Source organism: Trebonia sp. (assembly GCF_049794275.1).
GTDB lineage: Bacteria > Actinomycetota > Actinomycetes > Streptosporangiales > Streptosporangiaceae > Trebonia.
This window is the reverse complement of the sequence record NZ_JBARCR010000425.1, coordinates 1-11,676: the sequence shown is the minus strand read 5'-3', so window position 1 is coordinate 11,676 and position 11,676 is coordinate 1. Positions and strand designations below refer to the sequence as shown.

9 protein-coding genes are annotated in these 11,676 nt (G+C 68.9%); all 9 read left to right on the top strand.

What is annotated here, in order from left to right; all coding sequences use genetic code 11:
- Window positions 1-1,393: transketolase-like TK C-terminal-containing protein (locus WA805_RS11635; RefSeq protein ID WP_425242345.1), on the top strand; the 1,393-nt coding region annotated here is incomplete at its 5' end.
- Between the two features lie 23 nt (window positions 1,394-1,416).
- Window positions 1,417-2,301: an alpha/beta hydrolase gene (locus tag WA805_RS11630; RefSeq protein ID WP_422281954.1), complete on the top strand. Its 885-nt coding sequence runs from the start codon at window positions 1,417-1,419 to the stop codon at window positions 2,299-2,301.
- Window positions 2,298-3,908: an FAD-dependent monooxygenase gene (locus tag WA805_RS11625; protein WP_425242344.1), complete on the top strand. Its 1,611-nt coding sequence runs from the start codon at window positions 2,298-2,300 to the stop codon at window positions 3,906-3,908. The genes WA805_RS11630 and WA805_RS11625 overlap by 4 nt, the downstream gene beginning before the upstream one ends.
- Before the next feature lie 14 nt (window positions 3,909-3,922).
- On the top strand, window positions 3,923-5,008 hold the full coding sequence (locus WA805_RS11620) for an amidohydrolase family protein (protein ID WP_422290226.1): 1,086 nt from the start codon (window positions 3,923-3,925) through the stop codon (window positions 5,006-5,008).
- Window positions 5,005-6,012 carry an amidohydrolase family protein gene (locus tag WA805_RS11615; protein WP_422275891.1) on the top strand — a complete coding sequence of 336 codons (1,008 nt, stop codon included), beginning with the start codon at window positions 5,005-5,007 and terminating at the stop codon, window positions 6,010-6,012. The genes WA805_RS11620 and WA805_RS11615 overlap by 4 nt, the downstream gene beginning before the upstream one ends.
- A gap of 383 nt (window positions 6,013-6,395) precedes the next feature.
- Entirely contained in the window at window positions 6,396-7,052 is a 657-nt protein-coding gene (locus WA805_RS11610; protein ID WP_422275893.1) for a TetR/AcrR family transcriptional regulator, read from the top strand.
- 224 nt (window positions 7,053-7,276) lie between these two features.
- On the top strand, window positions 7,277-9,289 hold the full coding sequence (locus WA805_RS11605) for an MFS transporter (RefSeq protein WP_425242343.1): 2,013 nt from the start codon (window positions 7,277-7,279) through the stop codon (window positions 9,287-9,289).
- 101 nt (window positions 9,290-9,390) lie between these two features.
- A complete protein-coding gene (locus WA805_RS11600) occupies window positions 9,391-10,014 on the top strand; it encodes a hypothetical protein (RefSeq protein ID WP_425242342.1) in 624 nt (207 codons plus the stop codon).
- A gap of 13 nt (window positions 10,015-10,027) precedes the next feature.
- Window positions 10,028-11,194 (top strand): zinc-binding dehydrogenase, encoded by a 1,167-nt coding sequence (locus WA805_RS11595; RefSeq protein ID WP_425242341.1) that lies wholly within the window; start codon window positions 10,028-10,030, stop codon window positions 11,192-11,194.
- The last annotated feature ends 482 nt before the right edge of the window (window positions 11,195-11,676 follow it).

Genomic DNA, 11,676 nt, shown 5'->3' with positions numbered 1-11,676 from the left:
CAACCGCCCCACGGTCGTGTTCGCCTACACGATCAAAGGCCGCGGGCTGCCGACCGAGGGACATCCCAACAACCACTCCGCGCTGCTGACCGCCGCGCAGATGCAGGCCCTGGCCGACGCCAGCGGGATGGACACCGCCCGGCCCTGGCAGCGCTTCGACCCCAGCACACCCGCCGGGCAGCTGTGCGCGCGCCGGGCGCGGCAGCTGTACCGGGACCCGGTGGCGCCGTCCCGCCCGGTCAGCATCCCGGCATCGCTGGGCCATCCGCACCGCAAACCGGTCTCCACCCAGGCGGCGCTGGGCCGCTTCCTCGCCGACCTCGCCCACGACGCCCCCGAAGCGGCTAAGCGCGTGGTCACCTGTAGCCCTGATGTCGCCTCCTCGACCAACCTCGGCGGCTGGATCAACAAGACCGGCGTTTGGTCGGTGCGGGACCGGCATGACTGGTTCGCCGATGACTCCGAACGGGTGCTGCGCTGGCGCGAGGTCAGCAACGGCCAGCACATCGAACTGGGCATCGCCGAAATCAACCTGGTGTCGCTGCTCGGCGAGCTCGGCGCCACCTGGTCCCGGTGGGGCAAGCGCCTCATCCCGATCGCGACGCTGTATGACCCGTTCGTTTCCCGCGCGCTCGAGCCGTGGTCCTACGGCATCTACTCAGGCGGCCAGTCGATCCTCGTCGGTACGCCATCCGGCGTCAGCCTCGCGCCGGAGGGCGGAGCACACCAGTCGATTAGCACCCCCTCGATCGGGCTCGAACAGCCCGGCTGCATCGCCTGGGAGCCCGCCTTCGCCCAGGACCTGGAGTGGTGCCTGCTCTACGCCATGGAACACGTCGGGGTGCCCGGCGGAACGTCGTCCTACTTCCGGCTGAGCACCCGCCCGGTCGACCCCGCTCTGGCTCAGGTGCCCGCCGACCCCGCGCTGGCGGAACGCCGGCGGCAGCAGGCACGAGCGGGCGGCTACCGGCTGCCTGCCGGGCACCCCGTGGCGGAAGAGGACGTCACCCTGATCGGGATGGGCGCGATCATGCCTGAAGTAGTCGCCGCCGCCGCGGTGCTGGCGGCCGAAGGCGTCAACGCGGGCGTCGTCTGCCTGACAAGCCCGGACCTAGTCTTCCGGTCCTTCCAGCAGCGCGGCCGGCGGGAGACAGGAGTCGGTGGCAGCATCGCCGACGAACTCTTCCCCGCCGGCCATCCCGCGCCGCTGGTCACCGTGCTCGACGGGCATCCGCACACGCTCGCCTTCCTGGCCGGCGTACGCGGCGACCCTATCCGCTGCCTCGGCGTGACCGAGTTCGGACAGTCCTCCGGCCTCGATGACGCCTACCGCATCCATCAGATCGACACCGGCTCAATCGTCGACGCCGCACTGACCATCGCGGGTCGCTAGCCCGCCTCCAGGAAGAAGGACCTATGGAAAGCAGACTGATAGCTGCCGGCAGTGGCCGGGTGGCCGTGTCCTACCACGCCGCTGCGGCCGAGATCCCGGGACTGCCGCTGCTGGTCGCCCTGCACGGCGGCACCTACACCAGCGAGTACTTCAGTGTCGCGGGCGGCCCGTCAGGCTCGTTCCTCGACATCGCCGGGCGCAACGGGTTCGCCGTGCTCACCATCGACCGTCCGGGATACGGAGAGAGCACCTTGCTCGCGGAGGAGGAGAACACCTTCGCCCGCCAAGCCGAGATCCTGGACAGCGTCATCGCCGAGGCGCTCGACGTCTGGCCGGCACCGGGCGTCGTCCTGGTCGGCCACTCGATCGGCGGCATGATCAGCCTCGAGATCGCCGCCCGGCACCCACACTGGCCGCTGCTCGGCGTGGCCACCAGCGGTAACGGTGCACGGATTCCGGCCGGGGGCGCCGCCGAGGCGCTCGGCAGCCTGCCGCTGTCAGGCGTGGTCGATCTTCCGGTCGCTGAGCGCGACGGGGTGATGTTCGGCCCCGCAGGTTCCTTCACCGAAGCCGCCAGGAACGCGGCGCACGGCTCCTACGCCCCCACCCCGTTCATCGAGCTGGTGCGCGCTCCGGTCTGGGCTGCCGACCGGCTGAGTGCCGTCGCGGCGGCGGTGAAGGTGCCGGTGCTTACAGTGCTCGCCGCCCACGACGCGCTGTGGGATTCCTCGGCGGAGGCACGCGCCGACTACGAGAGCCGTTTCACCGCTCCTGCGTCCGCCCCGGTCCTGCGCGGCACCGGCCATTCGATCGATCACCACCTGATGGGGGCGGCCCTGGACCTGATGCAGCTGGGATTCGCCCAGGAGTGCATGGCACTGCGTGGTCAGGCTGCCCCCGTCGCATGACACTGACGTCGAGTACCCGCGATACGCCGGTGCTGATCGCCGGCGCGGGCCCGGTCGGTCTCGCGCTGGCGGTCGAGCTGGGCCTGCGTGGAGTCGAGTGCCTGGTGGTCGAGCCGCGGCCGCAGCCGACCCGGTTGCGGCCGCGGGCCAAGACGCTGAACACGCGCACCATGGAGCATGCCCGGCGGTGGGGGCTAGCGGAACTGCTGCGCGCGGCGGCGCCGCTGCCGGTCTCCTGGTCGCAGGATGTCTCCTTCTGCACCAGCTTCCTGGGCGATGAGATCACCCGGTTCACCGGGGTGCTGGGACTCGCGGACGACGGCGACTCCCCGGAACGCGGGCAGCAGATGCCGCAGTACGTGCTCGAAGAGGTACTGCGCGACGTCGTGACCAAGCTTCCGGCGGTGGACCTGCGGCTCGGCTGGCGGCTGCACAGCCTTGACACGACCGGGCCGGGTCCAGTCCGTGCCACCCTCTGCGACCCGGCCGGGAACGCGGTCCGGGTAACGGCCGAGTACGTGGCGGGGGCCGACGGTGCGCGCAGCGTCGTCCGCGAGCAGATCGGCGCCCGGTACGTCGGGTCAACCGCGCTGCGCCCCAACACCGGCGTGGTGTTCCGCAGCCAGGAACTCGTCACCGCCGCGCCGCACCCGCCCGCCGTCCAGACGTGGCTGCTCAACCGTCAGACCCCCGGGATGATGGGACCGATCGACCGGCACGGTCTGTGGTGGCTGATCGCCTTCGGCGTCGACGGCCGCTCGGCCGATTTCGACGCCCGGCGGCTGATCAGCGGAGCCCTCGGACGCGAGCTTCCGGTCGAGGTCGTCAGTACCGACCCGTGGACGGCGCGAATGGAACTGGTCGACCGTTGCCGCAGCGAGCGGGTGTTCCTCATCGGGGACGCCGCCCACCTCAACCCGCCGTTCGGCGGCCACGGCCTCAACACCGGCATCGGCGACGCGGTCGACCTGGGCTGGAAGCTCGCCGCCAGCCTGGCAGGCTGGGCAGGTCCGCGACTGCTCGATTCCTACGAAGCGGAACGCCGGCCGCTGCAACGGCGGGTGATCGACGAGGCGAGCACGAACATGGCCACCCTGGCGCCGGAACTGCTCGACGACGGCCTCGACGAACCCGGTCCGGAAGGCGACCGGGCCCGGGCAGCCGCGGCCCGCCGCATCACCCAGACCAAGCGGGCCGAATACTTCAGCATCGACCTGGTGCTCGGCCATCGCTACGAGGACTCCCCCGTGCTGCAGGCGTCACCGCACGCATCAGGACCCTGGACGAGCTGCGCCGCGTCCGGCCGGCGCCTGCCCCACCTGTGGGTGTCTCCCCAGGTCTCCACGCTGGACCTGGTCACCGGCACGCACCTGGTCCTGACGGCCGACGGCGGACTGGGAGCGCGCGCCGGCCGCGCCGCAGCGGCCGCGGGCCTCCCGGCCACGGTGACGCGGCTCGAGCAACCGCTCATGCGCCGCCTGGGCGCGGAACTGATCATCGTGCGGCCCGATCAGGTGGTCTCGGCTGTCTGGCCGACGCCGACCGCTGAACAACACGGTGAGACCGGATTTCTCGACACGACAATGGCCATGCTCTGCGGCCGGTAAGGACTTGAGAAGACATGGACAAGATCGCGCTGACCAACGTGCGGGTATTCGACGGCGAGCGGCTGCTCGAGCCGACGACGGTCGTCATCGACGGCGACCGCATCGGCGACGACCAGGCAGGCGCTCGCACCTGGGACGGTGGCGGGGGTGTGCTGCTGCCCGGGCTGATCGACTGCCACATCCATCTCACTGATGACGCGACGCTGTCGGCGCTGGCCTGCTACGGCGTCACTACCGGGCTGGACATGGGAACCTGGCCGCCCGAGCTGGTCGCGTCGCTGCGCGGCCGACCCGGTGTCACCGACGTGCGCTCGAGCGGCACCGGTGCCACCCACCCCGCCAGCATGCACGCCAAGCGGATGGGGCGCGCGCAGGGCCTGGTCGCCGATCCCGACGAGGCGAGGGCCTACGTCGCCCAGCGCGTCGCCGAGAGCGTCGACTACATCAAGATCATCGTCGATCCGCCCGGCTTCGACGAGCTCACGGTCCGGGCGCTCGTGGAAGCCGCCCATGCGCACGGTCTGCGTACCATCGCCCACGCCGCCACACGAGACGCGGTGCTGCTGGCGCAGGCAGGCGGCGTCGACGTGCTCACCCACGCGCCCATTGACCGGCCCCTGGAAGACAGCGACGTGCAGCGTGCCCGCGCCAGCGGGCAGGTCGTGGTGCCCACCCTGACGATGATGGAGGCGATCGTCGAGCGGCTGGCCGGCAGCGTACCCGTCTCCTACGACGTCGCCCGAGCCACCGTCGGGCAGTGGTACCAGGCGGGCGTCACGATCCTCGCCGGGACGGACGCGAACCAGGCAGCATCCGCGCCCGCATCCCCGCCGTATGGCACCAGCCTGCACCACGAGCTGCAGCTGCTGGTCGGCGCGGGCCTGTCCGCCGTCGATGCGCTGCGGTCAGCGACAATTCTCGCGGCCCGGTACTTCGGACTGGCCGATCGTGGGGTTATCGCACCGGGCAAGCGGGCCGACCTGGTCCTCATCGACGGTGACCCGTTGCGGGACATCAGCGCGGTCAGCAAGATCGCGGCAGTATGGTGTGCCGGCGTCCCGGCCGCCGGCGCACCAGGCCGGACGGAGGAGGCAGGATGAGGACCGTCACGATCGAGGAACACGTGCTCAACCCGGCAGTGGCGCGGGCCAGCGCCGCCACGGCGCAGCAGCTCAGCCCATACTGGGGAGTCGCCTTCGACCCGGCCTCCGGGTTGCCGTACACGCCGTCACCGGACGTGCTCTGCGACCTCGACGAGGGCCGTATCGCCGACATGGACAAGCACGGGATCACCATGCAGGTGCTGTCGAACCTCAGCACGCAGCAGGTGCCGGCGGACGTCGCGGCCGATCTCGTGCGGTCGGCGAACGATACCCTCGCGGCCGCCGTGCGGCGTCATCCCAGCCGGTTCGCCGCCTTCGCGGCGCTGCCCACCACCGTGCCTGGCGCCGCCGCAGCCGAGCTTGAGCGGTGCGTCGGCGACCTCGGTTTCGTCGGCACCATGATCATGGGCCGGACCGAGGGCGAGTTCCTCTCCGCGGAACGCTTCGACCCCATCCTGCGCACCGCTGCACGGCTCAGCGTCCCCATCTACCTGCACCCGGCCCTGCCGACGCGCGTGACCAGCGCAGACAACTACGAGGCGGGCCTGGACCCGGTCGTCGCCGCCCGCTTCGCCACCGCCGCCTGGGGCTGGCACAACGAGACGGGAATCCACTTCCTGCACCTCGTGCTCAGCGGCGTTTTCGACCGCTATCCAGACCTGCAGGTAATCCTCGGCCACTGGGGTGAGATGGTCCCGTGGTTCCTCTACCGCCTGGATGAGGCGTTGCCGCCCCGGGCCACGAAACTGGAGCGCACCATCGGCGACTATGTCCGGCAGAACAGCTATTACACGCCCGCGGGAATGTTCACCGAGCCGCACCTGCGCTTCTGCGTGGACGTGCTCGGTACCGACCGCCTGATCTACGCCGTGGACTACCCGTTCGTCGGTAACGACGGCGCAGTGGACTTCCTGCTCGGGGCAGACCTTCCAGAGGCCGTGAAGGAGGACATCGCCCATCGAAACGCCGAACGCCTGCTCGGCGGGAGCGTCCTGGGCTGACCCGCTATCCCGTGATGCCAGCGGCCACCGCGCCGGAGCCCGAGTTGGTCCGGTGCGGTGGCTAGCCGCGGAAGTCGCCGGGGCACGAGAAGACCGCGCAGGTCGTGGTACGTCGACACCTCATACTCGACCATCAGGCCACCGAATGAGTGGGCCATTCGTGACGATCTTGTTGAATCTTGTGCCCAAACTGCCATCAACAGGCTGCAGAGCTTCCCGGCGTTATCAGCAAGCCGTACAACATCACCGGCATGATCCAGCCGGAGAACGGAGAGGTTCGCTAGTCAGCGGCGGCCGCGGACGACATATCGTGACCAGATGTCGTTCTGGAACACGCGGCCCGCCTGCTGCATCGTTCCTCCGGCGGCTGACACTCGCTTACGATGACGACTGTGCAGCATGCCGCCAAACAGCCGGAGAGCCACGGCCAGCCGGTCAGCGACAGCGAACCAGCGGATGGCCGCGCCGCCCGCTCGCTCCGCTCCCGCCGGGCGATCGTCGACGCGATGCGCGCGCTGCATGCTGAGGGTGACCTCCGTCCGACCGCCCCGCGCGTTGCCGAGCGGGCCGGAGTGTCGCTGCGCACGGTATGGCAGCAGTTCGCCGACAAGGAGGCGCTGCTGGTCGAGGCCAACCGTCGCGACGACGAGATCCTGCGGTCACTTATGAAGCAAATCGACCCGGGCCAGCCGCTGGCCGCACGGGTCAGGCAGTTCACCGGCCAGCGAGCGCGGATCCTGGAGCAGATGACCCCCAGCTGGCGGGCGGCACGCATTTACGGGCCGTTCTCCGCGGAGCTGACGCACAATAAGGTGCGGACGCTGGCGATGGCCAAGGCAGACCTGGAGACGATTTTCGCGCCAGAGCTGACGGAACTTGCCGGGAAGAAGCGCCAGCAGCTGCTCGATAGCCTGCACGCGGTGAGCATCTGGTCGTTCTGGGAGTCGCTGCGTACCGAGCTCAGCCTCGACCCGGGACAGGCCGAGGAACTTCTCCGCGCCACCTTCGTCGCGCTGCTCGCCGAGGCCGGATTCCGTTGACAGCCACTGCCGCCGGGAGCCGCCGGCCGGCTCGGTGATTCCGCCTGGTGGCGGCCGCCTGGATGGACAGCGCGCCAGGCCTCACTTACGCCATTGAATTTGCACGGACGGTGCAGATACATTGACCTCGAAGTCCCGGTTCACGGGACGCAGCCAGCAAGGGTGATGGTGAGGTCTGTATGAGTGTGACCGCGGAAAATACCGGTACGAGACGCAATAGTGGCGTGTCGTGGTTGTGGCGGCGGCAGCTCGAGGCGTATCCCGACACCAGGCCCCGCCTGCTCTACCTGGCGATTACCGTCCTGGCCACCATCACGCTGTACTACGAGCTGTACGTTGTCGGCTCGGTGTCCACCCTGGTGCTGGCCGACCTGCATATGAGCTTCACGTTCTTCGTGGTGATCCTGGCCGTCGGGAACCTGATCGGGGCGTTCGGCTCGCTGTTCGCCGGCCTCGCGGACCGACTGGGCCGGGCCAACCTGGTGGTCGGGGGCCTGCTGGTCACCGGGGTGCTTACCGCCTTCGTTCTTCCGGCCACGACCAACCGGTGGGCGTTCGGTATCGCGAGCTTCGGCGTCGGCCTGGTCGAGGGCATCTGCCTGGTCGCCACCCCGGCACTGATCCGCGACTTCTCTCCCCAGGTGGGGCGGGCCACGGCGATGGGTTTCTGGACCGCGGGCCCGGTCGCGGGCAGCCTGATCGTCGCGATCGTCGGCAGCGCCACCATCCCGGCCGTCGTCACTGATCCGGGAATCTGGACGCACCAGTACGTGATCTGCGGCATCGCGGGGCTTGTCGTCTGGCTGATCGCCTTGGTAGGGCTGCGGGAGCTGTCGCCCCGGCTGCGCGACCAGCTGATGGTGACAATCCGCGACCGCGCCCTGATCGAGGCACGGGCGAAGGGGCTCGACATCGAGGCGGCGCTGCGCCACCCGTTCCGGCAGCTGCTCAAGGCCGACATCGTCGTCTCCGCGTTCGCCGTGTCGGTCATGCTGCTCATCTACTACACGGCCGTCGGATTCTCCCTCATTTACCTGACCACAGTGTTCGGTTTCTCGGTCAAGAACGCCAACGGGCTCGGCAACTGGAACTGGGGGTTCAACGTCATCGCGGTGCTGCTGATCGGTGTCATCTCCGACAGGTTCCGGGTGCGCAAGCCGTTTATGGTGATCGGCGGTATTATCGCCGCGGTCATGACGGTGGTGTACCTGGAGCAGGCCGGCCACCACCCGGGCTACTACACCCTTGCGGTCATGCTGGCGGTCCTGTCGCTCGGGCTGGGCATTGCCTTCACTCCGTGGATGGCGAGCTTCACCGAGACGGTGGAAGCCCGTAACCCGGCGCTCACCGCGACCGGGCTGGCGATCTGGGGCTGGATCCAGCGAGTCGTGGTCTTCGCCTCCTTCCTGATCATCCCGGCCATTGTCAGCTCGGTCACCCCGCTGGTCACCTATGGGTCCACCGTTCAGGCCTACGCGGCCCAGTACGCCCCCCAGCTCGCCTTCGCCCAGAGCCACCCGGCGGTGGTAGCGGACGCGCAGAAGGTCCCGCCGACGGTGCTCGCCACCGCGGCGGCCATCCCGCCCACGGTCACCGCCACCGCGGCCAAGATCCCGCCGTCGGTGCTGACCACCGCCACCACCTACAGCACGCAGCTGGCGAACGCGGTTAAGTTCGCACCGGAACTGACCGTGATCGAGGCTCACCCGGCGCTGTTCGCCCAGCTAGCCGCCAACCCGTCTAACCCGACCCTGCAGGCGCAAGCGATCGCCGCCGCGGGCGGCGGGGCCAAGGGCGCCAGCGTGCTCGCCGCGATCGCGGCCAACAAGGCAGCGATCAACGGCGTCATCGCGGTCGGCCCGCAGCTGGCGACCGTCGCACCGTACGCAGCCGACCTGAATACCATCGCGCCGTACTCGGCCCAGCTGAAGACCATCGCGCCGTACTCGGCCGAGCTGACGGCCATGGCCCCGTACAGCGCGCAGCTGACGGCGCTGTCTAAGGTGCCGCCGTCGGTGACCGCTTACCTCACCGCCCACGCCTCGGCCGTGCAGACGGCCGCCGCCAACACCGTGGGTCAGTGGAAGACCTGGTACTGGATCTGCTTCGGCGGAATCATCGTCTTCCTGTTCTCGATCCCGCTGCTGCGCGGCCGGTGGCGCACCAAGGACGCCAAGCGCGACGAGGAAGAGCACGAAGCCATGGTCGAGGCCGAACTGGCAAAGCTCAACAGCTGAGCCGCGATCGCGCGACAGCTCAGGACCAAGCCGGGCGCAGTCCCCCGTCGGCGACTGCGCCCGGCTGAAAGATCAGACAGTTGAACGAGAGGACAAGGGTAATGCCGCGGTTCGGCGATAAGCAGCTCGACATCAGGGAACAGAATGTAGCGGTTGAGCGGGTCCTCGAGGTCACCGAGAACCCTCGCCACCGGTACCTGCTCCAGTCCTATCTCCGGCACCGTTACCTGGAGTCGGCGGGACGATATCAGGAAATTTTCGCGCCCGAGATGACGGTCGAGCATCCCTTTTACCGGTTCAGCCTGATCGGGCAGCCGAGGTTCGCGCTGGACGGCCGCCCGCAGGTGGAGGCGGTCTACCAGCACTGGACGCAGACAGATCAGTGCGTCTTCTACGTGGAGGACGAGTCCGTGGCGGTCGGCGACCACCTGATCGTGGGCCGGGGCATCGGCTACCAGCAGCGGCTGGGCGCAGAACTCGCGGCCTCTGGCGTCGATGCCGACGCCGGCGCGATGTACCTGGAGCGTTTCCAGATGGTCATGGTCTGGCCGTACGACGACCAGTGCCGCCTGATCGGCGAGGACCTCTGGGAATTCGACGACGCCGAACATGCTCTCATCAAACTCGATCCAGCCGACGTGCTGACCGCCAAGCAGGCCGGTGAGCTGCTGGAGCCGCTGATCAAGCCGCTACCGCCCTTCGACCCCAGCTTCCTGCCCGCATGAGCAAGGCAATGCGATGAAGGCGGTCACCTGCCAGAATTCCGACCTGCAGCTCGTGGACCTGCCGGACCCGCGGCCCGGCCCCGGCCAGGTCGTCATCAACGTCCTCGGCTGCGGGATCTGCGGATCCGACCTGCACGTCCGCCAGCACGCCGACGCGGAGGCCGACGTGCTGGCGGAGATCGGCTACGACGGCTTCATGCGTTCCGATCAACAGGTGGTGCTTGGCCACGAGTTCGTCGGCCAGGTCGCCGACTACGGGCCAGGGACCCGGAGGAAAATCGCGACCGGGACACCCGTGGTGGCGGTGCCGCTCATCCGGCGCGCGGATGAGATGCACGCGATCGGCCTGTCCGCGGCGGCACCGGGCGGATACGCCGAGCAGGTGGTGGTCGAGGAGTCGCTCATGTTCACGCTCCCGAACGGCCTGTCGCCCAAGCTCGCCGTCCTCACCGAACCACTGGCGGTCGGCCGGCACGCGGTCCGCCGCGCGGAGGTCAGGAGAAGCGACGTCGCGATCGTGATCGGCTGCGGCCCGGTAGGCCTGGCCGTCATCTGCATGCTCAAGGCCCAGGGCGTCGCCGCAGTCGTGGCGAGCGATTTTTCGGACGGCCGGCGGCAGCTTGCCGCCGCCTGCGGCGCGGACATCGTGGTGGACCCGGGTGGCGAGTCGCCGTACGAGGCGCCGGGAGACCGCGGTTTCCTGCGGAGCCTTCCAGCTGCCGTCGGGCTCGCAATCGGGACGATGGAAAAGCTGAGGCCCATGCCGGTGCCCTGGCAGCACGTCTGGCGCATCGGGGAGAAGCTGGGCGGGAAGCCGAAGCACCCGGTGATCTTCGAGTGCGTCGGCGTTCCCGGCATCCTGGACGGCATCATCGCGAGCGCGCCGCTGTACTCGCGCGTCGTGGTCGCCGGGGTCTGCATGGAACCGGACACCATCCGGCCGATGATGGCGGTCAACAAGGAGATCGACTTGCGCTTTGTCATGGGCTACACGCCGCTGGAGTTCAGCGACACACTGCACATGCTCGCCGAGGGCAAGGTGCGGGCGGCACCAATCGCGACCGGGACGGTCGGGCTGCCCGGCGTCGCGGCCGCCTTCGACACGCTGGCAGCCCCGGGAAAGCACGCGAAGATCATCATCGAGCCGGCCAGTTCGGCCACCGAGCCCACCGCTTCCTGAGATGAGCGGGCCCGCTGGACGGCCCTCTTGGCATCACCCGGGAAACCGAGGACGACGAAAAGAGACCCCCCCGTCATCACCAGCCGCGGGTTAGCGCTCATCGCACTGGGGCTCAGCATCAGCCTGGACGAGCTGGCCATCAGATTCAAGACCTTCCGGCGCAGGCGCTTCCCGTCCTGGCCGAAGTCGACCGAGACCGCACCGATGAACCGGTTCTTGTCTGAATCGAAGTAGATGGAGTCTTCGCCATGCCCGCGGCGCCTAGCCGAAGCATCTGACCTGGTGGGCGCAACAGGGTTCGAACCTGTGACCCTTCGCTTGTAAGGCGCAACCGAAGCGTCTGGGGCCGTCGCCTTCTGTCGCGTGAAGCGCCAGCTAGCTGGGCTGATCGTCTGGGTGCGTCGCCTTGCGTCGCCCAGCATCTGGCTGCGTTGGCTCCCCGTTTGGCTCCCCGAAATCTCGTTAGGTTCGCTAAGAAATTT

Excerpts from the sequence above, each read along its gene's own strand:
- WA805_RS11630 (WP_422281954.1), top strand. The coding sequence starts at position 1,417 with ATGGAAAGCAGACTGATAGCTGCCGGCAGTGGCCGGGTGGCCGTGTCC.
- WA805_RS11625 (WP_425242344.1), top strand. The coding sequence starts at position 2,298 with ATGACACTGACGTCGAGTACCCGCGATACGCCGGTGCTGATCGCCGGC.
- WA805_RS11620 (WP_422290226.1), top strand. The coding sequence starts at position 3,923 with ATGGACAAGATCGCGCTGACCAACGTGCGGGTATTCGACGGCGAGCGG.
- WA805_RS11615 (WP_422275891.1), top strand. The coding sequence starts at position 5,005 with ATGAGGACCGTCACGATCGAGGAACACGTGCTCAACCCGGCAGTGGCG.
- WA805_RS11610 (WP_422275893.1), top strand. The coding sequence starts at position 6,396 with ATGACGACTGTGCAGCATGCCGCCAAACAGCCGGAGAGCCACGGCCAG.
- WA805_RS11600 (WP_425242342.1), top strand. The coding sequence starts at position 9,391 with ATGCCGCGGTTCGGCGATAAGCAGCTCGACATCAGGGAACAGAATGTA.
- WA805_RS11595 (WP_425242341.1), top strand. The coding sequence starts at position 10,028 with ATGAAGGCGGTCACCTGCCAGAATTCCGACCTGCAGCTCGTGGACCTG.